The 23,874-nt window shown below is 73.4% G+C and carries 21 protein-coding genes; 7 read left to right on the forward strand and 14 right to left on the reverse strand.

Annotation, left to right across the window (positions count from 1 at the left end; genetic code table 11):
* Positions 1 to 272: 272 nt before the first annotated feature.
* Positions 273 to 2,903 carry an ATP-binding protein gene (locus tag A8713_RS21730; RefSeq protein WP_064537642.1) on the forward strand — a complete coding sequence of 877 codons (2,631 nt, stop codon included), beginning with the start codon at positions 273 to 275 and terminating at the stop codon, positions 2,901 to 2,903.
* A 52-nt stretch (positions 2,904 to 2,955) separates the two neighbouring features.
* On the opposite strand, the gene nucS is transcribed toward A8713_RS21730, so the two are convergent.
* Entirely contained in the window at positions 2,956 to 3,627 is a 672-nt protein-coding gene (gene nucS, locus A8713_RS21735; protein WP_064535300.1) for an endonuclease NucS, read from the reverse strand.
* Between the two features lie 299 nt (positions 3,628 to 3,926).
* On the opposite strand from nucS, the gene A8713_RS21740 reads away from it, so the two are divergent.
* On the forward strand, positions 3,927 to 4,319 hold the full coding sequence (locus A8713_RS21740) for an SCO5389 family protein (protein WP_018571476.1): 393 nt from the start codon (positions 3,927 to 3,929) through the stop codon (positions 4,317 to 4,319).
* A gap of 187 nt (positions 4,320 to 4,506) precedes the next feature.
* Here the strand turns inward: A8713_RS21740 and A8713_RS21745 are convergent, their stop codons facing one another.
* Entirely contained in the window at positions 4,507 to 5,535 is a 1,029-nt protein-coding gene (locus tag A8713_RS21745) for an LLM class flavin-dependent oxidoreductase (RefSeq protein WP_064535301.1), read from the reverse strand.
* Between the two features lie 234 nt (positions 5,536 to 5,769).
* On the opposite strand from A8713_RS21745, the gene A8713_RS21750 reads away from it, so the two are divergent.
* Positions 5,770 to 6,102 carry a hypothetical protein gene (locus tag A8713_RS21750; protein ID WP_064535302.1) on the forward strand — a complete coding sequence of 111 codons (333 nt, stop codon included), beginning with the start codon at positions 5,770 to 5,772 and terminating at the stop codon, positions 6,100 to 6,102.
* Positions 6,103 to 6,128: 26 nt separating this feature from the next.
* Here A8713_RS21750 and A8713_RS21755 read toward each other — a convergent pair whose 3' ends face one another.
* The 7 genes from A8713_RS21755 to mce all read right to left on the reverse strand — a co-directional run bounded on the left by A8713_RS21755 (position 6,129) and on the right by mce (position 16,056).
* Positions 6,129 to 7,013, reverse strand: a complete 885-nt coding sequence (locus A8713_RS21755) for an ABC transporter permease (protein WP_064535303.1) — start codon at positions 7,011 to 7,013, stop codon at positions 6,129 to 6,131.
* Entirely contained in the window at positions 7,010 to 8,224 is a 1,215-nt protein-coding gene (locus tag A8713_RS21760) for an ABC transporter ATP-binding protein (RefSeq protein ID WP_064535304.1), read from the reverse strand. The genes A8713_RS21755 and A8713_RS21760 overlap by 4 nt, the downstream gene beginning before the upstream one ends.
* A gap of 155 nt (positions 8,225 to 8,379) precedes the next feature.
* A complete protein-coding gene (locus A8713_RS21765) occupies positions 8,380 to 9,150 on the reverse strand; it encodes an ABC transporter permease (protein WP_064535305.1) in 771 nt (256 codons plus the stop codon).
* Positions 9,151 to 9,153: 3 nt separating this feature from the next.
* On the reverse strand, positions 9,154 to 10,158 hold the full coding sequence (locus tag A8713_RS21770) for an ABC transporter ATP-binding protein (protein WP_064535306.1): 1,005 nt from the start codon (positions 10,156 to 10,158) through the stop codon (positions 9,154 to 9,156).
* Between the two features lie 125 nt (positions 10,159 to 10,283).
* Complete coding sequence (locus A8713_RS21775) at positions 10,284 to 11,219, reverse strand: DivIVA domain-containing protein (protein ID WP_018571483.1); 936 nt, start codon at positions 11,217 to 11,219, stop codon at positions 10,284 to 10,286.
* Positions 11,220 to 11,425: 206 nt separating this feature from the next.
* Positions 11,426 to 15,406, reverse strand: coding sequence for a polarized growth protein Scy (gene scy / locus A8713_RS21780; protein ID WP_064535307.1), 3,981 nt, complete (start codon positions 15,404 to 15,406; stop codon positions 11,426 to 11,428).
* 209 nt (positions 15,407 to 15,615) lie between these two features.
* Positions 15,616 to 16,056, reverse strand: coding sequence for a methylmalonyl-CoA epimerase (mce, locus tag A8713_RS21785; RefSeq protein WP_018571485.1), 441 nt, complete (start codon positions 16,054 to 16,056; stop codon positions 15,616 to 15,618).
* 150 nt (positions 16,057 to 16,206) lie between these two features.
* Between mce and A8713_RS21790 the strand changes: the two genes are divergently transcribed.
* Together A8713_RS21790 and meaB are read left to right on the forward strand one after the other, a co-directional pair.
* Entirely contained in the window at positions 16,207 to 17,415 is a 1,209-nt protein-coding gene (locus A8713_RS21790; RefSeq protein WP_107440684.1) for an acetyl-CoA C-acetyltransferase, read from the forward strand.
* A 144-nt stretch (positions 17,416 to 17,559) separates the two neighbouring features.
* The gene (meaB, locus tag A8713_RS21795; RefSeq protein ID WP_064535309.1) at positions 17,560 to 18,516 is read left to right on the forward strand and encodes a methylmalonyl Co-A mutase-associated GTPase MeaB; all 957 of its coding nucleotides are present in this window, start codon (positions 17,560 to 17,562) and stop codon (positions 18,514 to 18,516) included.
* Between the two features lie 653 nt (positions 18,517 to 19,169).
* Here meaB and A8713_RS21800 read toward each other — a convergent pair.
* From A8713_RS21800 to A8713_RS21815, 4 genes are all read right to left on the reverse strand, one after another.
* Positions 19,170 to 19,646 (reverse strand): MarR family winged helix-turn-helix transcriptional regulator, encoded by a 477-nt coding sequence (locus tag A8713_RS21800; RefSeq protein WP_018571488.1) that lies wholly within the window; start codon positions 19,644 to 19,646, stop codon positions 19,170 to 19,172.
* 95 nt (positions 19,647 to 19,741) lie between these two features.
* Positions 19,742 to 20,551 (reverse strand): AIM24 family protein, encoded by an 810-nt coding sequence (locus tag A8713_RS21805; RefSeq protein WP_037888547.1) that lies wholly within the window; start codon positions 20,549 to 20,551, stop codon positions 19,742 to 19,744.
* Complete coding sequence (locus A8713_RS21810; protein ID WP_064535310.1) at positions 20,548 to 21,198, reverse strand: AIM24 family protein; 651 nt, start codon at positions 21,196 to 21,198, stop codon at positions 20,548 to 20,550. Before A8713_RS21810 ends, A8713_RS21805 begins: the two co-directional genes overlap by 4 nt.
* A 1-nt stretch (position 21,199) precedes the next feature.
* Positions 21,200 to 21,832, reverse strand: coding sequence for an AIM24 family protein (locus tag A8713_RS21815; protein WP_064537643.1), 633 nt, complete (start codon positions 21,830 to 21,832; stop codon positions 21,200 to 21,202).
* 224 nt (positions 21,833 to 22,056) lie between these two features.
* On the opposite strand from A8713_RS21815, the gene A8713_RS21820 reads away from it, so the two are divergent.
* Both A8713_RS21820 and A8713_RS21825 read left to right on the forward strand, forming a co-directional pair.
* Positions 22,057 to 22,401, forward strand: a complete 345-nt coding sequence (locus tag A8713_RS21820) for a DUF3817 domain-containing protein (RefSeq protein WP_018571492.1) — start codon at positions 22,057 to 22,059, stop codon at positions 22,399 to 22,401.
* Positions 22,398 to 22,694, forward strand: coding sequence for an MTH1187 family thiamine-binding protein (locus tag A8713_RS21825; RefSeq protein ID WP_064535311.1), 297 nt, complete (start codon positions 22,398 to 22,400; stop codon positions 22,692 to 22,694). Before A8713_RS21820 ends, A8713_RS21825 begins: the two co-directional genes overlap by 4 nt.
* A gap of 147 nt (positions 22,695 to 22,841) precedes the next feature.
* Here the strand turns inward: A8713_RS21825 and A8713_RS21830 are convergent, their stop codons facing one another.
* Positions 22,842 to 23,825, reverse strand: coding sequence for an ArsR/SmtB family transcription factor (locus tag A8713_RS21830; protein ID WP_064535312.1), 984 nt, complete (start codon positions 23,823 to 23,825; stop codon positions 22,842 to 22,844).
* Between the last annotated feature and the right edge of the window lie 49 nt (positions 23,826 to 23,874).

Here is a 23,874-nt window from a genome sequence, read left to right on the forward strand (position 1 = left end):
CCGCGGGCGGCGGACCGGCCGCGGACGGGACCCGGCCGGACGGCACGGAACGTGACGTCGGCCCCAATCCTCACGAGACCGTGACCTCTCGGGCTCCGCGGTACCCCGCCCTGTCGGCGATACTGTGCGAAGGTTTAGGGTTCGGTCGCCCGCTGCCTCGCCACCCTCGAGCGGGCCCGGACCAGAGCGACAGCGCGCAGTGCGGCACACGGCCGGGAGGGCTGGACCAGCAGCACACGACGCCTCTGGGGAGCTTGCACGCAATGGAACCCATGGACCCGAACACCCGGGAGCCCGAGGACATGGGCCAGGACGGCGACGGCCACACGCCCGGCCGGCGCCATCCCGGCACGTCCCGCGCCGCCGACTTCCCGCCGCCCGCCGCCGCACCGGCCCGTACCGTGCGCCTGGTCACCGGCGACTTCCTGCTCACCGTCAACCCCGTCGACGGCAGCGAGATCGAGGTCTGCCCGCCCGCCGACGTACCCGGCCGCCCGCGCCCGCGCACGGCCGCCGAACGCACCGAGGCCGACCGCGCGGCGAAGCCGCCCGTCCCGTCCGGCCCCGCGCCCTCGCCCGAACCCCTCCTGGAACGCCAGGAGGAGCGCGAGCGGCTGGTCCGGCTGCTGGCCCGCGGCCGCTCCGTACGCCTCACCGGCCCCGGCGGCTCCGGCCGCACCAGCCTCCTCGACCTGGTCGCCCAGGACTGCGCCGGGCTCGCCCCGGACGGCGTCGTCCGGCTCAACGGCCACCGCCGCACCGCGGGCGACCTGCTGCACGAGCTCTTCCACGCCGTACGGCACGCCCCGCTGCACCGGCCGGACCGCGACGAACTCCTGGAGCACCTGCGCGAGATCGGCGCCGTCGTCGTCCTGGACGACATCGAGTTCGGCGGCACCGCGCTCGACGAACTCCTCGACGCGACACCCGAGTGCGCCTTCCTGATCGCCGCCACCCCGGACGTGCCCGCGCCCTCGGCCGACTCCGCCGTCGAAGAGGTCTTCCTCGGCGGCCTCGACCGGGCCGGCGGCGTCGAACTCATCGAACGCGGCGCCGGCCGGATCCTCACCGAGGAGGAGGCCAACTGGGCCGGCGACCTCTGGTTCGAGTCCGAGGGCCTGCCGCTGCGCTTCGTCCAGGCCGGTGCCCTGCTGCGCCAGCGCGACCGGCTGCGGGCCGGCACCAGCGCCGTGGAGGAGTTCGGCGTCTTCGCCGACACCCCGCCCGAGGACGCCCCCTTCGAGGGCGGCGACGGCGACGACGTGCCCCTGCCCTCGCTCGGCGAGGCCGCCGCGCCCGCCCCGCTGCTCGCCTCCCGGCTCAGCGACTCGGCCCGCGCCACCCTGCGCTTCGCCGTCGCGCTCGGCGGCGAGGTGCCCCACCAGGCCCATCTGCCCGCCCTGATCGGCGACACCCACGCCGACGCCGCCCTCGGCGAACTGGCGAGCTGCGGCCTGGTCTCCCCGGTCGGCTCCCGCCACCGGCTCGCCGCCGGCGTCCTCACCCAGCTGGAGGCCGCCGGATACGGCGACGACGCGGCCGAGCGGGCCGACAGCGCCGCCCGGCACTACGCCTGGTGGGCCGCGCACCCCTCGGTGACGCCCGAGCGGGTCACCGCCGAGGCGGACGCCGTGCTCGCCGCCCTCGCCGTGCTCGTACCGCTCACCGCGCCGCCCGCCGAGGGCGAGGAGAGCACCGCCGTCCACCTCGCCCGCGCCGCGGCGCCCGCGTTCGCCGCCGGACTCGGCTGGAGCGCCTGGGAACGCGCGCTGCGCTTCGGCACCGAGGCGTCCCGGCTCGCCGGACAGGTTGCCGAGCAGGCGTACTTCCACCATGAGCTGGGCATCCTCGCGCTCTGCGGCGGCCTGCTGGACCGGGCCCGCGCCGAGCTGGAGGCCTCCATCGGCCTGCGCGGCGCGCTCTCCGACCGGCGCGGCACCGTCGCCGGACGCCGTGCGCTCGCCCTGGTCGCGGACCGCTCGGGCACCGCGCCGGGGCTCGGCGCGATGGCCGCCCTCGGCCCGGGGGAGGGCACGCCGTACCTCCCGGAGGAGCCGGTGTCGCCGCCCAGCGGTGTTCCCGCGCCCTTCCCGGCGCTGCGGCCGCCCGCCGAGGAGACGTCCGGCACGCTGGTCACCTACCAGCCCTCGGACAGCGGTGCGCCGACCGTCCCCCACGGACCGTCCGTGCCGCCCTCCCACGCCCCGGCCAGGCACCGCGCCGGGCTGAAGGGCTTCGCCCGGCGCAACCTGGTGGCGGCGGGCGCGGGCGCGCTCCTCGCGGCCGTCCTCGGCACGGTGGTGACGCTGGGCGCCACCTCCCACAAGGACACCGACGATCCCTCAGGGAAGGTCGGCGGCAACCCGTCCGCGAGCCAGGACGCCGGCGACGGCGACCCGGCCGCCGACAGCCCGCAGGACGGCGGCAGCGGCAGCGGCGGTGACGGGGGCGCCCCGGGCACCGGGGGTGCCTCGGCGACCGTCGTGCCCAGCGGGCGGCCCACGGACCCGGGACCCGACGGCACCCCCGGCACCTCGGACGACCCGGTGCCTCCGGGCGCCTCGGACAAGCCTTCTCCGGGCTCCAGCTCCACCAAGGGGACGGGGACGGGCGGCAGCACGGGTGGCGGCGGTACGCCGAAGCCGTCCGGCACAGCCGGTCAGCCGCCCTCGGAGAGCACGTCGCCGTCGCAGAGTTCGACCCCGTCCCACTCGACGCCCCCGCCGTCGCAGTCCACCTCTCCGGCGCCGACGGGCACGGACACCACCAGCCCGTCCAGCACCGTCACCAGCAGCCTGTCGGCCCCGGCCACGGCGAGCAGTTCCGCGACGGCGCCCGAGAGCGGCGAGAGCGGCGAGGGCGGCGACGGCGGCACCGCCGGTCCGGACGCCGGGACGGTCTGAGCCGTCCGAGCCGGGGCGACGGCCCGGGGCGCGTGCCCCGGGCCCGCGGGGGTCAGAACAGCCGCAGCTTGTCGTCCTCGATGCCGCGCAGGGCGTCGTAGTCCAGGATCTGGCAGCCGATGCCGCGGTCGGTGGCGAGGACGCGGGCCTGGGGCTTGATCTCCTGGGCGGCGAAGATGCCGCGCACCGGCGCGAGGTGCGGGTCGCGGTTCAACAGCTCCAGATAGCGCGTGAGTTGCTCGACCCCGTCGATCTCGCCGCGCCGCTTGATCTCGATCGCGACGGTCTGCCCCTCGCCGTCCCGGCACAGGATGTCCACCGGGCCGATCGCCGTCATGTATTCACGCCGGATCAGCGTGTAGCCCTCGCCGAGGGTGTCGATGCGGTCCGCGAGGAGCTCCTGGAGGTGTGCTTCCACGCCGTCCTTGATCAGCCCGGGATCGACGCCGAGTTCGTGCGAGGAGTCGTGGAGGATCTCCTCCATCGTGATGATGAGCTTCTCGCCCGCCTTGTTGACGACGGTCCAGACCCCTTCCTCCTCGCCCGCGCCCTCCTTGAGGGCGCACGGCGGCGACATCCAGTTCAGGGGCTTGTAGGCGCGGTCGTCCGCGTGGATCGAGACGCTGCCGTCGGCCTTGACCAGGATCAGACGGGGTGCCGAGGGAAGGTGGGCGGTGAGCCGGCCCGCGTAGTCGACGGAGCACCGGGCGATGACGAGACGCATGGTCGGCAACGCTACTCGACACACGGCGCCGTACGCGATTCGCCCGTCCTGCTCCGCTCGCGCCCGGTGGCCGCCCCGCGCGGAACCGCCCCATTTTTCCCTGGATCACCCGTGTTCACTTGTGGCCGATTGTGTTCCCAACTCGACCGGCGGGTACGCGCATTCGCCTGGTAAGCCCTCGTTTCGTTGCCTACCGTAGGAACGGGAGGTCGCGATGTGTGTACTCACCGTGTTCGGTATCACGAACTCCCTCATCTGTCCGGCAACCCCTGCTGGTCGGGGGTGCGAGAGGAGAACCCATGTCGCTCGACGTCTCACCGGCCCTACTCGAACAGGCCGAGCGAGGCGAGGTCGACGAAGCTGCCTTCGTCGACTGCGTCCGGACCTCCCTGCCCTATGCGTGGGAGATGATCAGCTCCCTGGTGGCCCAGCTGAAGGTCGACGGCGGAGACTTCGCCGACAACCAGACGCCTCCGCCGGACGAGCAGGCACGCGGCCAACTGCTGCGTGCACTCGCGAGCGACGCGATACGCGGCGCGTTGCAGCGGCACTTCGGTGTGCGGCTGGCCTTCCAGAACTGCCACCGCGTGGCGGTGTTCCCGCTGGACGGCTCGGTCGATGAGCGGCTGGCCCGGTTCACTTCGGTGCGCAGCCAGGTGCTCAACCAGTCGCCGGAGTTCAGGGACTGCTGAGGGGGCAGTGGTCGTCGGCTTGCCGCCCCGCCCGCGGGAGAATCATGGAGGCCGGGGCGGCAGGCCCTCCGGCGGCGGCCCGCCGCCGGTCCAGCCCGGCCCGGCCGGTCCGCCGCCGACGCCGTGCGGCCGGTCCGGCACGTCCGGTCCGCCGCTGATCCGGCCCGGCCGGTCCGGCACGTCCGGTTCAGCGCAGCCGGGGGAGCACCTCGGCGCCCAGCCGGCGTACGGTCTCCTCGGTCGCGGCCAGCTCGCCGGAGCCCTCGACGAGCAGGGCGAAGCGGGAGATGCCGGTGCGCTCGGCGGTCGCCGCCAGACGGTCGGCGCACCGCTGCGGGCTGCCCACCGGGTGCAGGGCGCAGAGCATCTCCGTGTAGGCCAGCGGATCACGCATCCGGCGGCTGCGGCCGTCCACGGTCACATGCGCGTCCAGTCCCTGTTTCAGCCATCCCGGCATGGCCTTCAGCAGCGTCTCCGCGGCGTCGGCGTCGCGGTCCGCGATGTGGCAGACGCCCGCCGAGACATGGCCCGCGTCGGCGATCCGCTCCTCCGGACGCCCGGCGGCCCGCGCGCAGCGCCGCCACAGCGCGACCATCTCCGCCTTCTCCTCGTCGCCCGCGTGCATCCCGAGCAGCATCGGCAGCCCGCGCTCGGCGGCCAGCCGCACGCTCGCCGGGGAGGTGCAGGCGACGACGACCTCGGGCCCCGGGGTCTCGGTCAGCGCCTCGTCCGGCCGGGGCACCACGGCCACCTCTCGGAAGGCGAACCGCTCCCCGTCGGCCGCCACCGACGGCTCGCGCAGCCAGCGCAGCAGCAGGTCGAGCGACTCCGGGAACCCCGACTCGTACGCCGCGAGGCCCGCCCCGAAGACCTCCAGGTCCACCCAGGGCCCGCCGCGGCCCACGCCCAGCGAGAACCGCCCGCCGCTCGTCAGATGCAGCAGCGCGGCCTGCTCGCCGAGCGCGACCGGATGGACGGTGGGCAGCACGCTCACCGCGGTCCCGACGCGCAGCCGGCGGGTGCGGCCGAGCAGCAGCGCGGCCAGGGTGATGGCCGACGGGCACGTCCCGTACGGTACGAAGTGGTGCTCGGCGAGCCAGACCGCGTCCAGGCCGGCCTCCTCGGCGACCTCGGCGGTGCGGACCGCGCGGTGCAGCGCCTCCCCCTGGCCCTGCCCGGGGAACTGGGCCGCCAACACGAAACTTCCTACGCGCATCGCTCTTCCTGCTTCCTCGGCTCCGACGCGGAGCTCCCCCACGCGGCATAACCGTCCGACACGTGCCCAGGACACGGCTTGGCGGAGGGATTTCCGGATTGTCTGCGGAATTGACCGTTCCGGAGAGCGACTTGGGCGGTTCGGCGGGCAATCCGGTTCTTTGCGTGTCCGCTCGGCGGCGCCGCGTACGCTGGAGTCATCCCGTTCCCTTCGCAGAACCCGGTGAGGTGTCCCGTGTCCCCGCGTCGCAACCGTCCCAAAGGTCCTGGCTCCCCGGGCCGGAGCGCCGAGGACGACGCGGCGAGCCGCTACGGGGGCTGGCAGTCCACCGAGAGCTGGCAGGGCGAGGAGTGGTGCGTACGCCATGTCGCGGGCGCCGGCACGGCCGGCAAGACCTACCGCTGCCCGGGGTGCGACCAGCTGATCGGCCCCGGCGTCCCGCACGTGGTCGCCTGGCCCGAGTACGCGGGCGTGGACGACCGCCGCCACTGGCACAAGGCCTGCTGGAACGCGAAGGACCGCCGCACCACGCGGGTGCGGCGGTCCCGGGACGCGCCGAGGTTCTGAGGCCCAGAGGGATCCCGTACGGCTTGCTACACGTCCCGCTCCCGCAGCAGCGCCCAGGCGCCGGCGCCGACCACGGCGGTCACCCCGAGGATGATCCACAGCGGATCCCAGCCCGCCGGGCCGGAATCGCTCAGCGAGCTGGAGTAGAAGACACCGAGCTGGTTCGGGATGGAGTACTCGAACAGCGCGTTGCGCACCGACTCCAGCGAGCGCGTGAACATGAACAGCGCGATGACCAGCGGCGCCAGCACCACCCCGATCATGATGGTGATGCCGCCCGCCGAGTGCCGCAGCACCGAGCCGATGAGCAGCGAGACCAGCCCCAGCAGCGCCAGGTAGAAGCTGACGCCGACCGTGGCCTTGAACCACTCCCCGCCGGTCGGCCGACGCGCGCCGCTGCCGTCCAGCATCGCCGTCTGGGCGACCGCGACCAGCGCGGTGCACACCAGCGTGATGACGAAGGAGAGCAGGAAGAACACCAGGGCCTTCGCCACCAGCACCCGGCCCCGGCTGGGACAGGCGGTCATGGTGGTGCGGATCATGCCGGTGCCGTACTCGGAGGCGGTGGTCAGCACGCCGAGCGTGATGATGCAGATGCTGCCCAGGAGCACCCCGATGAAGCCCAGCGTCAGTACGTTGTCGTCGCCGGACATGTCGGCGGAGGAGTGCGCGACGACCGCGCCGACCAGCAGCCCGACGCCGACCACCAGCACGATGAACACACCCAGCGTCCACATCGTGGAGCGCACCGACTTGATCTTCGTCCACTCCGAGGCGAGCGCGTGCCCCAGATGCGTCCGCACGACCGGGATCGGCGAGGTGTAACCGGGCTGGACGGACGGTGCGGAGGGTGCCCCCGCCTGCCAGGCGGGCTGCGGAGTCGGCGGCATCGGAGTCTGCGGCGTGCTCATCGGGCGTCCTCGGACTGGGTGACGTCTGCTGCGGGTGCGGGTGCGGGTGCGGGTGCCGGTGCCGGTGCGGCGGCCGGTGCCGTGGCGGGCGGGGCCGGGGCCTGGGCGGCACCCGCGTACGGGTTCGGCGCCCCCGCGCCCGCGTACGGCCGGGGCGGGCCGCCGTAGGGGCCCGCGGCGGGCTGCGCCTGGGGCGGCGGCGGGGCGTACCAGCCGGGCTGGCCCTGGCCCGGCACCGGCACCGGCGGCTGCGCGCCGGGCGGCAGGGGCTGCATCAGACCGGACTTGGCGTCGGTCGTCGAGCGGTAGTCGACCACCGACTGCGTCATCCGCATGTACGCCTCCTCCAGGGAGGCCTGGTGCGGGGACAGCTCCCACAGCCGGACGCCGGCCTCGTGCGCGAGGTCGCTGATGCGGGACAGCGCCAGCCCCGTCACCCGCAGCGCGCCGTCCTGCTCGGGCAGCACCTGCCCGCCCGCGCCGGTCAGCGCGGACGACAGCTTCTCCCGCTGCCGCGGCTCGGCGTCGGGGACCCGGACCCGGGCGAAGTCGGCGGAGTTCGCGGAGATGAAGTCCGTCACACTCATGTCGGCGAGGAGCTGCCCACGCCCGATGACGATCAGATGGTCCGCGGTCAGCGCCATCTCGCTCATCAGATGCGAGGAGACGAACACCGTCCGGCCCTCGGCGGCCAGCGACTTCATCAGGTTGCGCACCCAGAGGATGCCCTCCGGGTCGAGGCCGTTGACCGGCTCGTCGAAGAGCAGCACCTGTGGATCGCCCAGCAGCGCCGCCGCGATGCCGAGCCGCTGCCCCATGCCGAGCGAGAAGCCCTTGGAGCGCCGGCGGGCCACCTCCTGGAGACCGACCACGCCCAGCACCTCGTCCACCCGGCGGGCCGGGATGCCCGACAGCTGCGCCAGCGACAGCAGGTGGTTGCGGGCGGTCCGGCCGCCGTGCACCGCCTTGGCGTCCAGCAGGGCGCCCACCTGGCGCGGAGCGTTGGGCAGCCGCCGGTAGGGATAGCCGCCGATCGTCACCGAGCCCGCGGTCGGGTTGTCCAGGCCGAGGATCATCCGCATGGTCGTCGACTTGCCCGAGCCGTTCGGCCCGAGGAAGCCGGTGACGGCACCGGGCCGTACCTGGAAGGAGAGGTTGGATACGGCGGTCTTGGCGCCGTAGCGCTTGGTCAGGCCGACTGCCTCGATCATGCTCCGGTCCCATCGGAAGGTTGCTGTCCCAGGTTCAGGACAGCGGGGCACACGCCCCCGTAAGGCTTAGGAGCTTATCCGGGCGCTGACGGTTCCGGCCAAAAGAAGGTAAAGCCAGGGCGGCCCGGTACGTCAGGATCTGCGGTGTTCCGTCCTCAGGCGTCCCGCCTGCGCAGCAGCGCGTAGCCGGCCGCGAGCGCCGCGATCACCCACAGCGCCATGATGCCGAGACCGCCCCAGGGACCGTAGGGGGTGTCGTCGCCGACCCGGGGGAGGACCCGCAGGATGCGGCTGCCCGCCTGGTCCGGCAGGTACTGGCCGACCTTCTTCGTCGCCGAGACATTGCCCAGGATGTTGGAGATCAGGAAGAAGAACGGCATCAGGATGCCCAGCGACAGCAGCGGGGAGCGCAGCATCACCGCGACCGCCATCGAGAACACCGCGATCAGCGTCATGTAGAGGCCGCCGCCGATGACCGCGCCCAGCACACCGGGCGCGGTGATCGAGGTCCGCAGCGGGCCGAGCATCGCCTGCCCGAGGAAGAACGCGGCGAAGCTGGTGGCCATGCCGACCAGCAGCGCCAGGGCCGCGGCGACGGCCACCTTGCTCGCCAGGAACGCCCCGCGCCGCGGCACCGCGGCCAGTGAGGTGCGGATCATGCCGGTGCTGTACTCGTTGGACACCACCAGCACCCCGAACACGATCATCGCGAGCTGTCCGATGGTCATGCCCGCGAAGCTGACGAAGGTCGGGTCGAAGGAGAGCCGCTCCCGCGCGGGCATGTTCCCGAACTCGTTGCGCGAGAGCGCCGAGATCAGCATGCCCAGCGCGAGGGTGACGACCACGGCGAGGGACAGCGTCCACACCGTCGACGCCACCGACCGGATCTTCGTCCACTCCGAGCGGATCACCTGGGTCGCCGCCATGTCTCAGCCCTCCACCGTCGTCGGCGCCGCGTCCCGTACGGTCCCCTCGGGCGGCGGCCCGGTCCGCGTGCTCCAGTCCGCGCCCCACGGCCGCTCGGCCGGCTCCGCGTGCGCGTGGTACTCCACCGACGAGGCGGTCAGCCGCATGAACGCCTCCTCCAGCGAGGACTGCCGGCTGCTCAGCTCGTGCAGCACCACCTGGTGGCGGGCGGCCAGCTCACCGATCTCCTCCGACCGGCCGCCGTCCACCTCCAGCGCCCCGTCACCGCCCTGCACGGCCTGGATCCCGGCCCGGTGCAGCGCGTCCAGCAGCCGTTCCCGGTCGGGGGTGCGGACCCGGACGTGGGAGCGCGAGTTGCGCGCGATGAAGTCCGCCATGGAGGTGTCCGCCAGCAGCCGCCCCTGCCCGATGACCACGAGGTGGTCGGCGGTCAGCGCCATCTCGCTCATCAGGTGCGAGGAGACGAAGACCGTACGGCCCTCGGTGGCCAGCGACCGCATCAGAGAGCGGATCCAGTGGATGCCCTCCGGGTCCAGCCCGTTGACCGGCTCGTCGAACATCAGGATCCGCGGATCGCCCAGCAGCGCGCCCGCGATGCCCAGGCGCTGGCTCATGCCGAGCGAGAACCCCTTCGCCTTCTTCCGGGCCACCGCCGCCAGACCCACCGTCTCCAGCACCTCGTGCACCCGGCGCTCGGGGATGCCGTTGCTCTGCGCCAGGCACAGCAGATGGTGGTAGGCGCTGCGCCCGCCGTGCACGGCCTTGGCGTCCAGCAGGGCGCCGATGTACGTCAGCGGGTCCGTCAGCTCGTGGTAGTGCCGGCCGTCGATGCGCACGTCTCCGCCGGTGGGGTGATCGAGACCCAGGATCATCCGCATGGTCGTCGACTTCCCGGCCCCGTTGGGCCCCAGGAAACCGGTGACGGTGCCCGGCCGCACCGTGAACGTGAGGTCGTCGACCGCCACCTTCTCGCCGTAGCGCTTGGTCAGCCCCGCCAGTTCGATCATGCGGCCACGCTAAGGGCGCGCCGAGCCCCCCGCCACCGGAAGGCGACGGGGGGCTCGACGGCGACCGGCCCCGCGACGGAGGGCGGCCGAGCCGCCGCCCCGGTCCACCGGGTCTGCCTCTGCGCCTACCGGGTCTGCTGGGCGGGGACCCCGCGGGAGACCGGCTCGTCCTCGGCGGGGGTGCCCGCCGCGGCCACCGCGGCACCGGTCAGCGTCGCCAGCATCTCGCGGACGTTCGTCAGCTGGGCGTTGATCGAGTCGCGGCGGTTGGTCAGCGCCGCGAGCTCGCGCTCGGACTCCGAACGGATCCGGTCCGCCTTGGCGTTGGCGTCGGCCACGATGTCCTCGGCCTGGCGCTGCGCCGTCTCCACGGTCTGCCGGGCCCGGCGCTCGGCGTCGGTGCGCAGCTTCTCCGCCTCCAGACGCAGCTGCTCCGCGCGGTGCTCGATCTCCGCGAGGCGCTTCTCCGCCTTCTGCTGTCGCGACGCCAGGTCGCGCTCGGACTGCTCGCGGCGCTTGGCGAGGTTCGTCTCGAAGTCGGCGGCGGCCTGCGCGGCCTTGGCGCGGGTCTCCTCGAAGAGGGCGTCCGCCTCCTCGCGCTTGGACTGCGCGTCCTTCTGCGCCTCGCTGCGCAGCTGCGAGGCGTCGCTCTTGGCCTTCTCGACGATCCGGACGCCCTCGTCCTCGGCCTTGGCCTTGCGCTCGGAGGCGAAGGACTCGGCGTCGTTGCGGACCTGCTGGGCCGCCGACTCGGCCAGCTCGCGGTGCTGCTCGGCCGCGCGCCGTGCCTCCTCGCGCAGATCCTTGGCCTCCTCCTCGGCGAGGCGGAGGATCTTCTCGACGCGCGCGCCCAGACCGGCGTACGACGGCTCGGCGTCGGTGATCTGGGCCTGGGCGTTCTGCGTCTCTAGGTGGAGCTCCTCGATGCGCTTCTCCAGCGTGGTGACACGGGAGAGAGCCCTGTCATGGTCGGAGACCAGCTTGGCGATGTAATCGTCCACCTGAGCGCGGTCGTACCCACGCCGCACATGCTCGAAGCCGTAGGGGGAAGTGTCGCTCATGGGGTTCCTGTCGAATGAGACCGGTGAGGTGATAGGTCGAATCCTAGGGGCCGAAGCGGTGTGTCATCGAGCGGATACGTGTTTGATCTGGAGAATGACACCTCTTTTGAGTGGCTGACCGCCGCAGCGCTTGCCAAGCACCACGGCGCACCCTTCGGAAGCTCCCCCGTGAGGCCCCGAATTCACCCTAAAGGCTAACCTTCTGACTACCCCTCTGACGACTTCTCCCCGGAACGGGGCGCACCCACCGTCGCGCCCGCCCGGACCCCGGCGTCCTTCCCGGACCCCGGCGCCTCGAAGGACTCCAGCGCCTCCAGCACGTCCTGCACCCGGGAGATCTCGGCGTTGATGTCCTCGCGCCTGCGCACCAGGGTCTCCAGCTCGCGCTTGCCCTCCTCGACCGTGCGCCGCGCCTCCCGGACCGCCTCGGCCTTCAGCTCCTCGGCCTCCTTGGAGAGCTTGGCCTTCTTCTGCTCGGCCTCCTTGAGCAGCCCCTCGGCCTTCTTGACCGCGGCGATACGCACCTTGCCCGCCTCGGAGTTGGCGTCCGAGACGATCTCCTTGGCCTTCGCCTGCGCCTTCGCCAGCTGCTCCTCGGCCGCCTTGATCAGCGCGTCGCAGCGGTCCCCGGCCGACTTCATCGTGTCGGCCGCCTCCCGGCGGGCCCGCTCGTGCAGCTCCTCGATCTCCGAGGTGAGGCGCGTCCGCAGCTCCTCGGCGCGCTCCCGGATCTGGGTGGCGTCCCGGCGGGCCCCGACCAGCAGCTCGTCCGCGTCCGTACGGGCCTTCTCCACCGCGCTGTTGCCCTGGACCGTCGCCTCGGACAGGATCCGCTCGGCCTCCTGGCGGGCCGCGCCCACCATCGTATCGGCCTGCGCCTCCGCGTCCGCCTTGGACTTGACCGCGCTCGCCTGTGCCTCGGTGAGCAGCTTGTCGGCCTCCGCCGTGGTCTCGTTGATGAGCTTGTCGACCTGCTCGGCCGCCTCCGAACGCCGCTTGTTGGCGTCCTTGCGGGCCTCGTCCAGGGTCCGCTCGGCCTCCTCGCGGGCGGCCGTCACCAGCCGCTCGGCCTCCGCCGCCGCCTCCGCCTTCACCCGCTCGGAATCGGTACGGATCCGCTCGGCCCGCGACTGCGCGGAGCCCACCGTCTCGGCGGCCTCGGCCCGCAGCCGCTCCGCGTCCCCGGTGGCGTCCGAGATCAGCTTCTCCGCCTTGGCGACGGACTCGGCCCGCACCCGGTCGGCCTCGGCCAGCGCCTCGGTGCGCACCCGCTCGGCCTCGGCCGCCGTCTCCGTGCGCAGCCGGTCGGCCTCGGCGACCGTGCCGGCCCGCAACTGGTCCGTCTCGGCGATCGTCTCCGTACGCAGCCGCTCGGCCTCGGCGATCGTCTCCGTCTGGAGCCGCTCGGCCTCCGCGCGCGCCTCGGAGATCAGCGTGTCCGCCTGCGTCGCCGCGTCCGAACGGATCCGGTTCGCGTCGTCCCGGGCGTCCGCACGCGTGCGCGTGGCGTCCTGCTCGGCCTGCGCGATCGTGTCCGACGCCTCGGTACGCACCCGCTGCGCGTGCTCGGAGACATCCGCGCGGACCCGCTCGGCCTCCGCGATGGCCTCGGACACCGTGCGCTCGGCGAGCGCCTTGGCGGCCTCCGTCTCCTCGCCCGCCTCGCGCCGCAGCCGGGCCGCGTCCTCGCTGGCCCGCTCCCGCTCGGCGTAGGCGTCGGCGCGGACCCGGTCCGCCTCCTCCTCGGCCTCCCGGCGCGTACGGTCCGCCGCGTGCTCGGCGGCCGAACGCAGCCCGGTGATCTCCTCCTGCGCCTGCTCGTGCAGCCCGGCCACGGAGTCCCGTACCTGCTGCGCGTGCGTCTCGGCGGCCGACACCATCTCGGTGGCCCGCCGGTCGGCCTCCTCCACCAGACGGGTGGCCTCGGCCTGCGCCTCCTCCACCCGGCGGCGCGCCGACGCCAGCAGTTCCTCGGTCTGCTCGCGCGCCCGCTCCCGCTCCTGGTCGGCCTCCTGGCGGGCCGAACCGAGCAGTTCCTCGGCCTCGCGGCGGCGCCGGGCGGACTCCTCCTGCGCGGCGGCCAGCGCCTCGGACGCCTCCGCGCCCAGCCGCTCGGCGGCGGCCTGCGCCTCGGCGCGGACCCGGTCCGCGGTGTCCTGGGCCTCCGCCTTCAGCCGCTCCGCCTCCGCCGCGGCCTCCGAACGCAGCCGCACGGCCACGTTCTCGCCCTCGGCGCGGGACGCGGACGCGTCCGCCGCGGCCTCGTCGCGCAGCCGCTCGGCCTCCGTCTCGGCCTGCTCGCGCAGCGCCCGGATCCGCTCGGCCGCCTCGGTGCGCAGCCGCTCGGCCTCCTCGGCGGCCTCCCGGCGCAGCCGCTCGCCCTCCGCGCGGGCGTCGGTGAGCGCCTGCTCGGCGGCGGCGTGGCGCTCCTCGGCCTCGGTGTGCAGCCGGGTCAGCTCCTCGGTGGCCTCGGCCTGCCGGGCCGCGAGCGCCCGCTCGGTCTCCTCGCGCAGCCCGGTCGCGGCCCGCTCGGCGTCCGCCTTCACCGACTCCGCGTGCTCGTCGGCCTCCGCGCGCAGCCGCTCGGCCTCCGCGCGGGCGCGCTCCAGCGTCTCCTCGGCCTGCCGGCGCAGCACCGTGGCGCGCTCGATGGCCTCGGTGCGGACCTTCTCGCTGTCCGCGCTCGCGCCGGCGCGCAGCTCGTCGGCGTCCGCCTTGGCCTTGGCGAGCAGCTCCTCGGCGGACTTCGCCGCCTCCTCGATCTGCGCCACGGCCTCGCGCCGGGCCTCGGCGCGGATCTTCTCGCCCTCGGCGACCGCGTCGGAACGCAGCTGCTCGGCCTCGCCGCGCAGCCGCCGCGCCTCCTCCTGGAGCTCGACGGTCTTGGCGCGGTACTCCTTGGTGTCGTCCTTCGCCGCGCCCTTGAGCTCCTCGGCGATGTCGTGCGCCTCGGCGCGCAGCCGGTCCGCCTCGGCCTCCGCCTCGCCGCGGATCCGCTCGGCCTCCTCGGCGGCCGCCCTGGTGGTCCGCTTGGCGTTCTCGGACGCCTTGTCCAGCACCTCCTCGGCGGTCTTCGCCGCCTTGGACAGCTGGGTGGCGGTCTCCTCGGCGGTGGCCGTACGGGCCTTCTCCGCGGCCTCGGCGAGGATCTTCTCCGCCTCGGCGCGGGCGTCGGCCACCAGCTGCTCGGCCTCGGACCGGGTGGACTCGGCCTCCTTGGTGGCCTCCTCGACCAGCCGGGCGACCTGCTCCTTGGCGGTGCGCGTGCGCTGCTCGTTGGCCGACTCGGCGCCGGCCAGCGTCCTGGCCGCGCTCTCCTTGGCCTCGGTGACCAGCTTCTCGGCCTCGGTCTGCGCCTTGCGCAGCGCCTCCTCGGCCTCCGTCATCCGCTGCTCGGCGGCCCGGCTCAGCTCGGTGGCCTGGCGGCGGGCGGCCTCCGACTCGCTCGCCGTGCTGCTGCGCAGCCGCTCGGCGTGGTCGGTGGCCTCCTGCGCCTGGCTGGAGGCGGCGCCCAGCATCCGCTCGGCGTCGGCGCGGGCCCGGCGCAGCAGCTGCTCGGCCTCCGCGCGCGCCGACTCGGCCTCGGCGCGCAGCCGCTGCCGGGCCTCGGCGGTCAGCCGCTCGGCCTCGGCGCGCGCGGCGGACATCGCCTGCTCGGCCTCGGCGCGGGACTCGTCCAGCAGCCGACGGGCCTGCTGCTCCGTACGGGCGCGCAACTGCTCGGCCCAGGCCACGTTCTCGTTGACGTGGGACTCGACGGTCTGGCGGCGCTCGGCCAGCTCCTGGTCGAGCTGCTGGCGCCGGTTCACCGCCTCCTGGTGCAGCTCCGCCTGGAGCCTGGCGGCCTCCTCGGCGTGCTCCTGGAGGATGCGCTGGGTCTGCGCCCGCGCCTGGCTCAGCTCGCGCTCGGCGTCGGCGCGGATCTGCTCGGCCTGCACCTGCGCCTGCCGCAGCAACTGCTCGGCCTGGTAACCGATGTCGGCGCTGTCGTAGGCGGGCCGGGTCATGATGGTGCGGCGCGCCTCGTGCAGCTTGGCGCGCAGCACCTCGACCTGGTAGCCGAGGTCCTCGGCGTGCTGGATCGCCTTCTCCCGCTCGGTCTTCAGCCGATCCATCTCGGCCTCGAACCGAGAGAGGTGGTCGACGTCAGCCGCCGGCTCTCGCTCCTGGCGTTCGTAGCCCCGCACTGCGCGGTCCCATCCGTCCCCTGGTCGCAAGCCTGTCCAAACGAGCTCCGTCCATCCGCCGGACGGGGCCCCCGGGGAATGGTGTCAGATCAACGGCGGAGCATGGGCTGCTGCCCCGTCGTCCGTCCCCCGAAACGTGGACCCCGGAAAGCGATCGGCCCGCTGAGCGGACGATCGCCCCCAACCCTACCGGCCCTTATGTACGTCGGTCAGTGCTCGGCCGTCCCAACGGGCGCCGAAGTGACGAGTTCTGTGAGGACGCCATGGCAGTCCTTGGGGTGCAGGAAGGTGATCCGTGACCCCATGGAGCCGCGTCGCGGCTCCTCGTACAGGACCCGCACGCCCTTGTCGCGGATACCGGCGGCGTCCGCGTCGACGTCCGCGGTGCCGAAGGCGATGTGGTGCACGCCCTCGCCGTTCTTCGCGAGCCACTTCCCGACGGCGGAGTCCTCGCGGGTCGGTTCCAGGAGCTGGAGGTAGGAGGCGCCGCCGTCGGACGTCTCGTTGATCTTGAGCATGGCCTCGCGCACGCCCTGCTCGTCGTTGACCTCGGTGTGGAACACCTCGAAGCCGTACGTCGCCCGGTAGAACTCGACGGTCGCGTCGAGGTCGTGGCAGGCGATCCCGATGTGGTCGATTCGCGTCAGCATGGACTCAGTGCAGCGCCGATCGGATGGTTACGCAACGTGCGCGCGATCACACCGACGGCCCGATGACGCGGCCGACCGCCGCTCAGTACATTCGAAGTAAACCCTCGTTCACTCCTCGGCTGTGCAGGCCGGTAAGGGGAATCGCAGCTCATGGCTTCTGGAAACTCCGGTACGACCGGTTCGGTGATCGTCGCGGGCGCCCGTACGCCCATGGGCCGGCTGCTCGGCTCGCTCAAGTCGTTCTCCGGCGCGGATCTGGGCGCGTTCGCGATCAAGGCGGCCCTGGACCGCGCGGGCATCGGGGGCGACCAGGTCCAGTACGTGATCATGGGCCAGGTGCTCCAGGCCGGCGCGGGCCAGATCCCCGCCCGGCAGGCCGCGGTGAAGGCGGGCATCCCGATGAGCGTGCCCGCGCTCACCGTCAACAAGGTGTGCCTCTCGGGCCTGGACGCCATCGCGCTGGCCGACCAGCTCATCCGCGCGGGCGAGTTCGACATCGTCGTGGCCGGCGGCCAGGAGTCCATGACCAACGCCCCCCACCTGCTGCCCAAGTCCCGCGAGGGCTTCAAGTACGGCGCGGTGGAGATGCTCGACGCGATGGCCCACGACGGTCTGACCGACCCCTGGGAGACCATCCCGATGGGCGAGTCGACCGAGAAGCACAACACCCGCCTGGGCATCGGCCGCGCCGAGCAGGACGAGATCGCCGCCCTGTCCCACCAGCGCGCCGCCGCCGCCCAGAAGAACGGCGTCTTCGAGGCCGAGATCACCCCCGTGGAGATCCCGCAGCGCAAGGGCGACCCGGTGCTCTTCAGCAAGGACGAGGGCATCCGCGGCGACACCACCGCCGAGTCGCTGGCCCGGCTGCGCCCCGCCTTCGCCAAGGACGGCACGATCACCGCCGGTTCCTCCTCGCAGATCTCCGACGGCGCCGCCGCCGTGGTCGTGATGAGCAGGGCCAAGGCCGAGGAACTGGGCCTGGAGTGGATCGCCGAGATCGGCGCCCACGGCAATGTGGCCGGTCCGGACAACTCCCTCCAGTCCCAGCCGTCCAACGCGATCCTGCACGCCCTGCGCAAGGAGGGCCTGGAGGTCTCCGACCTCGATCTGATCGAGATCAACGAGGCGTTCGCCGCGGTGGCCGTGCAGTCAATGAAGGACCTCGGCGTGTCCACGGAAAGGGTGAACGTGAACGGCGGCGCCATCGCCCTCGGTCACCCGATCGGGATGTCCGGCGCCCGTCTCGTGCTGCACCTGGCGCTGGAGCTCAAGCGCCGCGGCGGCGGCGTGGGCGCGGCGGCGCTGTGCGGCGGCGGCGGCCAGGGCGACGCGCTGATCGTCAAGGTGCCCGGGGCCTGAGGGCCGCCCGGCGCCTGAGGGCCGCCCCGGCCCGGTGCGCGGCCGGCCCCGGACCCCCGGTGAGCGGGGTGTCCGGGGTATCCCCCCGACCGATCCTCCGCGTACGTTCGTGAGATCGGCGCGGAACACGTGAACGGAGCTGTGATGCAGGACGTCTCCTCTCTGGTGGCCCAGGCCAGGGACGGCCGGCCGCGGGCCGTGGCCCGGCTGATCTCCCTGGTGGAGGGGGCGTCACCGCAGCTCAGGGAGGTCATGGCGGCGCTCGCGCCGCTGACCGGCAACGCCTATGTGGTCGGTCTGACCGGCTCGCCCGGGGTCGGCAAGTCGACCTCCACCTCGGCGCTGGTGACGGCCTACCGCAAGCAGGGCCGGCGGGTCGGCGTGCTCGCCGTCGACCCGTCCTCCCCGTTCTCCGGCGGCGCGCTGCTCGGCGACCGGGTCCGCATGTCGGAGCACGCCTCGGACCCGGGTGTGTACATCCGCTCGATGGCGACCCGCGGCCATCTGGGCGGCCTGGCCTGGGCCGCGCCGCAGGCGATCCGGGTGCTGGACGCGGCCGGCTGCGACGTGGTCCTGGTGGAGACGGTCGGCGTCGGCCAGTCGGAGGTGGAGATCGCCTCCCAGGCGGACACCAGCGTGGTGCTGCTGGCGCCCGGGATGGGCGACGGCATCCAGGCGGCCAAGGCCGGGATCCTGGAGATCGGCGACGTCTACGTCGTCAACAAGGCCGACCGGGACGGCGCGGACGCCACCGCCCGCGAGCTGAACCACATGCTGGGCCTGGGCGAGGCCCGCGGCCCCGGCGACTGGCGGCCGCCCATCGTCAAGACGGTGGCCGCCCGCGGCGAGGGCATCGACGAGGTCGTCGAGGCCCTGGAGAAGCACCGGGCGTGGATGGAGGAGCGCGGCGTCCTCGCCGAGCGGCGCCGTGCCCGCGCGTCCCGCGAGGTCGAGACGATCGCCGTCACGGCCCTGCGCGAACGCATCGGCGACCTGCACGGCGACCGCCGCCTCAGCGCCCTCGCCGAACGCATCGTCACCGGCGACCTCGACCCGTACCGCGCGGCGGACGAACTGGTCGCGGGCCTGACGCAGGGGTAGAGCCCGGCCCGGCGGGAGCGCCTGGTCCACGGCCTACGGCCGCGGGACGGAGCCCGCCTCCGCGCACTCCGGGTGCGCGTCGGCCGGGGCCCTGCGCGGCCCCCGGCCAGGCAGAGCGGGGGCCGTCCTCGTACGGGGCCGCGCCTGGCAGGCGGGCCCGCCTGCGCGCACTCCTTGCCTGGCAGACCGGGCCCGCCCGGACCGCTCCGGTGCGGTGGATCGCACCCGCCGGGCCGGGCGCGGGCCTCTTCCGGGCCGCCGGGCCGGCCTGCGCCGGGACCGAACCCGGTACGGCGGCCGCGCCACGCCGCACGGTCCGCGGGCCCGGCACGGCGTGCCCGTCCTGCACGGCCTCGGGACCGGGGCGCCGCCCCCTGGCTGTGTCGGCCCCGGCCCGGCGGGACGGGCAGTGCCCTGGATCCAGGGGCCCGCCCGGCGGACCGGACCGGAGCGTCCCGGTCTCCGGCGCCCCGCGCCGGGCCGTGACCGTCGGGCGGGTGGGCGGCGCGGCGGCTGCCTGCCGGGGCCCGATCGCGAGCCGTCGGGCGGCGCCGGCCCGGGTGCAGGTTCGCGTACGGGTCCCCGGGGCCGGGAGCGCGGGCCGGGTCAGGGCTGCGGGCCGGGTCAGGGCCGGAGTGCGGGCCCCGCCCCGGTCACGGGCGGCCCCGCTGGCCGCGCAGGTGCTCCGCGATGGGCTTGAGCGCCTTGCTCAGCTCCGTCAGGGCCTCCGGGTCCAGCAGATCGATGAAGTGCCGCCGCACGGACGCCACATGGTGCGGGGCGACCTTCTGCATGGTCTCCATGCCGTGCTCGGTGAGGACGGCGAACAGCCCGCGGCGGTCGGACTCGCAGTTCTCGCGGCGCACCAGGTTCGCGTTCTCCATGCGGGTGATCTGGTGCGAGAGGCGGCTCTTGGACTGGAGGGTGGCGGAGGCGAGGTCGCTCATCCGCATCCGCACGTCCTCCGACTCGGAGAGATTCACCAGGATCTCGTAGTCGTTCAACGTCAGACCGAAGGGCTGGAGGTCTCTTTCGAGCTGGTACGTCAACAGCCTGTTGACCTCCAGGTGGGTGCGCCAGGCGCACTGCTCCGCATTGGTCAGCCAGCGCGTGGCCGTGTCGGTCTCCATGAATGAAGTCTACCTAAGAAGTTGAAAGGCGAACTAATGGGGGGTCGAATGACGGCGCGCACGCGTTCGAGCCGTCACACTCCGCAGACTACCGCTCACAGCCCGAAGCGACGCTGGAGGTCTCCCAGCTGTCCGGGAAGGCGCGGTGCGCCCGCCTGCTGTCCCTGCTGTCCATGACCGGCCGGACCGGTCCCGCCGGGCACCCCGGGCTCGGCCGGGGGCGCCCCCACGGCCTGCTCCGCCATCAGGGCCTCCGACGACTGGAGCAGCACCGTACCGGCCCCGACGAACTCGAACTGGTGCTCCTCGCCGGAGGCCCCGCCGAGCCCTGTCATCGCACGTAGGCCGCCCAGTACGCCCGTCAGATAGCCGTGGTCGTAGTGATGGCACGGGGAGGGGCAGTCGGCCCAGCCGACCAGCGCCTGCGGGTCCACCCGGATCGGCGGTTCCATGAAGACCACCGGGCCGTTCGACGCGGCCACGAATTTTCCGGTTCCGATCAGCGTGAGGAAGCCCGGAACGATCGACTGCTTCAGCGCGAGACTTGGCTCAAAAGCAAGCAAGTTGCCCGAGCGAATGGTCAGGTTGCCGTCCTCCAGGTCGTACGAGTTCACATCGAAGGCCCGGTCGGCGAGGAGCATCTTCCCCGAACCCTCCGCCACCACCCAGTCCGCGGCGTGCAGAGGCGAATGGAACGAGGTGCGCAACAGCCGGTCCAGACGCCCGTGTCCAAAGCCGTTGAACTCGATCGCCCCGTAATAGGCGATCATCTTTCCCTTCTGGAGGAACCACTGGCTCCCCTTCAGCTCCACACAGAAGGTGTAGTGGTTGACGTTGTCGTCGGCCGGCAGCGTCATCGGGTCGTACACCACGGGCCCGGCGCCGGGTGTTCCGTACGCGCTCACAGCTTCTCCTCCGACGCCTGGACGTAGACCGTGCCGCTGCCGCTCAGCTCCAGCTGGAACGCCTCGCCCGAACCCCGGCCCACCATGTCCCGCCAGCCCAGCGCGGTCGACAGCTTGTTGCGGACGTCGCCGTGGTGGGCGACGTAGGCCTGCGGGTCGACATGGACGGGCCGCTGCGGGGTGACCGGGATCTCCAGCACCCCGCCGTGCGCCATCACCGCCACCGCGCCGTGCCCCTTGAGGGTGGTCGTGAACAGTCCCTGGCCGGTCACCTGGCCGCGCACCATGCCCATGATCCCGCCCTGCGAGCCCATGAACATCGTGCCCTGCTGGAGCGTGCCCTCGAAGGCGAGCAGGCGGTCGGCCTCCACGTACAGCGTGTCGCCGGACAGCCCGATCACCTGGATGTGGTGGCCGCCGTGCCCGAAGAAGACCGTGCCGCTGCCCTCCACCGTCATCAGGGGGGTGGCCTCGCCCGCGACGCGGCGCCCGATCATGGACATCACCCCGCCCTGACCGCCCTGGATGTTCGGGGTGAACGACACGTCCCCCCGGTACGCCAGCATCGCGCCCCGCTGACTGAACAGCCGCTGCCCCGGCACCAGCGTGGCCTCGACCATCTTCGAGTTGATCTCCCGGAAGGTCATCTCACGCGTCCCCCGCGATCGTGTTCCGCTCGCTCGGCTGGACGTAGACCAGGCCGTCCCCCTCAAAGCGGATCTGGAACGCCTCGCCGCCGCCCTCCCCGAGGAATGTGCGGAAGGTCACCCCGGACTGGAACGTCTGCCGCAGATCTCCCTGGTGCGCGATATAGGCGCCCGGGTCGACGACCAGCGGGTACTGCGCGCTCACCCGGAGCACCACGGCGGGGCCGTCGGACATGATCGCCGCCTGGCCGCTGCCCTCGACGGTGGTCGTGAACAGCCCGTTGCCCTGCGAGGCGCCGCGCAGCCCGGTGAAGGTCGTGCCCGTCCTCAGTCCCGCGTCCGTCGCCAGCAGATTGCTCGACTCGACATACAGCTTCTCCCCCTGGAGGCGGACGAGATTGATCTCGGACGCCCGGTCCGCGAACCAGCAGGTCCCCTGCCCCCGCACCTCCATCACCGTCATCTGCTCACCGGTGATCCGCCGCGTCACCATCCCCCGCAGCCCCTCACCGCCACCCGTCAGCTTCTTGAAGGCCATCTGACCGTCGTACGCGACCATCGAGCCGTTCTTCGCCTTCACGGCATCCCCGGTCATGTCGACGGCGAGCACCTTGCTGCCCTGCAGTCGGAACATCGCCACGGAGTGAAGGTAGCGGCGAACGGCCCGCCGACGACAGCACCCACGGACGGAGATCGCCCCCCGCCCGGGTGGAGAAATCCCCGACCTCCACCCCTAGGGGCCGACCACCCCCGGCGGTTTGCCACAATGGACGGAACTTTGTGCCTGCGTTCACAAACCCGGCCGCAGCTCCCGGCCGTCTTCCGCCGCATCCCGCCGAATCCCCCCGAAGGTGACCCGTGGACATCAAGACCGCCACCGCCCTCCGACGCCTCCGCCTGGTCTCCGCCCCCGAGGCGGTCAGCTTCCTGCTCCTGCTGGTCTGCTCGGTCCTGAAGCGGACCACCGACTTCAACGCGGTCCCCGCGATGGGCGCGATCCACGGCATCCTCTTCGTCCTCTACGTGCTCTTCTGGGCCGACGCCTGGAACCGCACCAAGTGGCCGCTGAAGACCGCCGCCCTCTACTTCGTGCTCTCGGTCCTGCCCACCGGCGGCTTCTTCGCCGAGCGCAAGCTCAAGCGCGAGGCCGAGGACGCGGTCATCGCCTCCCGCGCCCGCCGCGAGGGAGTGGTGAACGCGTGATCGTCGCCTTCTCCGTCACCCCGCTGGGCGTCGGCGAGGACGTGGGCGAGTACGTCGCCGACGCCGTCCGGGTCGTGCGCGAGTCCGGCCTGCCGAACCGCACCGACGCCATGTTCACCTCCGTCGAGGGCGAATGGGACGAGGTCATGGACGTGGTCCGGCGCGCCGTGGCCGCGGTGGAGGCCCGCGCCCCGCGCGTCTCCCTCGTCCTCAAGGCCGACATCCGCCCCGGCGTCACCGACGGCCTCACCGCCAAGGTGGAGACGGTCGAACGGCACCTGGCGGGGGAGTAGCCCGAACCGGCTCCGCCTGCGCGGGCGCGCACCCGGCGGTCCGACCGCGCGCCCGCGCACGCCTCAGCCCCCGGACACGCACCCTGGGGCGGCCCCGGACACGCACCCCCGCGGCCCCGGACGCCCACCGCCGGGCGGCCCGGACCCTCACCCTCCGGACGCCGCCAGCGCCATCCCCAGCGGTGTCCGCTCGTACAGCACCCGGTGCCCATAGCGCCGCGAGGTCAGCAGCCCCGCGTCCCGCAGCACCGCCAGATGCGCGGACACCGACGAGGGGGCCAGCCGCAGCCGGTGCGCCAGGTCCGATGTCGTCGCCGGGTCGGCCAGCGCGGCCAGCACCGCGGCCCGTCCGCGCCCCAGCAGCCGTACCAGCGCCTGCGCGCCGGCGGCACCCGGCTCCGTCCACAGCCCCGCGAGGCCGCGGGCCGGATAGACCAGCGTCGGCTGCCACGGCGGCTCGAAGCCGCTGATCACGTCCGGCCACGAGAACACGCTCGGCATCAGCACCAGACCCTGGCCGCCCAGTTCGCGCCCGTACTCGCCGTGCCAGTCCACGGTCAGCGTCCGCCCGTCCCAGGACAGCCGCCGGTCCAGCTCCGGCAGCAGCGCCTCCAGGCCCACCTCGGCCAGCCGCCGCGAGTGGAAGGCGATGTCGGCCTCCAGCAGCGCCCGCAGCCGCGGCCACTCCGGCTCCACCAGCACATGCCAGGCGGCCTCCAGCAGATCGGCCAGCTCCCGCACCGCGCGCGCCGGATCGGCCAGCAGCGCCCGCCCGCCCGGCGAGCGCGGCGCACCCGGCGTGTCCGCCAGGGAGCGCGCCAGATCCTCCCGGGCCGCCACCGGATCGGCCGCCCGCACTGCCGCGATCTCCTCCTCGAACGTCGCCGCCGGGCCCAGCGGCGGCGGCCCCAGGAAGTCCGGGCTGTGCCCCCGGCGCGGCATCACCAGCCGCAGCAGGCCCAGGTCAAGACCCCGCGCCGCCTCCCCGATGCTCCGCAGCCAGTGCGGGTGGTAGCCCAGCCGGTCCGGGCGCCCCAGCGTGCGCACCGCCTCCTGCGTCTCCCACAGCGGCGACAGCGCGAAGCGGCACCGCAGCAGATCGTCGTCACCGAAACGCAGCCGGAACGGCATGCACACCCCACCCGGTCTCTCGAAGATTCGGCTGTCGCCGAAACACTAG

Source organism: Streptomyces sp. SAT1, from assembly GCF_001654495.1.
Taxonomy (GTDB): domain Bacteria; phylum Actinomycetota; class Actinomycetes; order Streptomycetales; family Streptomycetaceae; genus Streptomyces; species Streptomyces andamanensis.

What these genes read in the sequence shown, in the direction of transcription:
- A8713_RS21730 (WP_064537642.1), top strand. Translation starts at nt 273, where the DNA reads ATGGACCCGAACACCCGGGAGCCCGAGGACATGGGCCAGGACGGCGAC.
- nucS (WP_064535300.1), bottom strand. Translation starts at nt 3,627, where the DNA reads ATGCGTCTCGTCATCGCCCGGTGCTCCGTCGACTACGCGGGCCGGCTC.
- A8713_RS21740 (WP_018571476.1), top strand. Translation starts at nt 3,927, where the DNA reads ATGTCGCTCGACGTCTCACCGGCCCTACTCGAACAGGCCGAGCGAGGC.
- A8713_RS21745 (WP_064535301.1), bottom strand. Translation starts at nt 5,535, where the DNA reads ATGCGCGTAGGAAGTTTCGTGTTGGCGGCCCAGTTCCCCGGGCAGGGC.
- A8713_RS21755 (WP_064535303.1), bottom strand. Translation starts at nt 7,013, where the DNA reads ATGAGCACGCCGCAGACTCCGATGCCGCCGACTCCGCAGCCCGCCTGG.
- A8713_RS21760 (WP_064535304.1), bottom strand. Translation starts at nt 8,224, where the DNA reads ATGATCGAGGCAGTCGGCCTGACCAAGCGCTACGGCGCCAAGACCGCC.
- A8713_RS21765 (WP_064535305.1), bottom strand. Translation starts at nt 9,150, where the DNA reads ATGGCGGCGACCCAGGTGATCCGCTCGGAGTGGACGAAGATCCGGTCG.
- A8713_RS21770 (WP_064535306.1), bottom strand. Translation starts at nt 10,158, where the DNA reads ATGATCGAACTGGCGGGGCTGACCAAGCGCTACGGCGAGAAGGTGGCG.
- A8713_RS21775 (WP_018571483.1), bottom strand. Translation starts at nt 11,219, where the DNA reads ATGAGCGACACTTCCCCCTACGGCTTCGAGCATGTGCGGCGTGGGTAC.
- mce (WP_018571485.1), bottom strand. Translation starts at nt 16,056, where the DNA reads ATGCTGACGCGAATCGACCACATCGGGATCGCCTGCCACGACCTCGAC.
- A8713_RS21790 (WP_107440684.1), top strand. Translation starts at nt 16,207, where the DNA reads ATGGCTTCTGGAAACTCCGGTACGACCGGTTCGGTGATCGTCGCGGGC.
- meaB (WP_064535309.1), top strand. Translation starts at nt 17,560, where the DNA reads ATGCAGGACGTCTCCTCTCTGGTGGCCCAGGCCAGGGACGGCCGGCCG.
- A8713_RS21800 (WP_018571488.1), bottom strand. Translation starts at nt 19,646, where the DNA reads ATGGAGACCGACACGGCCACGCGCTGGCTGACCAATGCGGAGCAGTGC.
- A8713_RS21810 (WP_064535310.1), bottom strand. Translation starts at nt 21,198, where the DNA reads ATGACCTTCCGGGAGATCAACTCGAAGATGGTCGAGGCCACGCTGGTG.
- A8713_RS21815 (WP_064537643.1), bottom strand. Translation starts at nt 21,832, where the DNA reads ATGTTCCGACTGCAGGGCAGCAAGGTGCTCGCCGTCGACATGACCGGG.
- A8713_RS21830 (WP_064535312.1), bottom strand. Translation starts at nt 23,825, where the DNA reads ATGCCGTTCCGGCTGCGTTTCGGTGACGACGATCTGCTGCGGTGCCGC.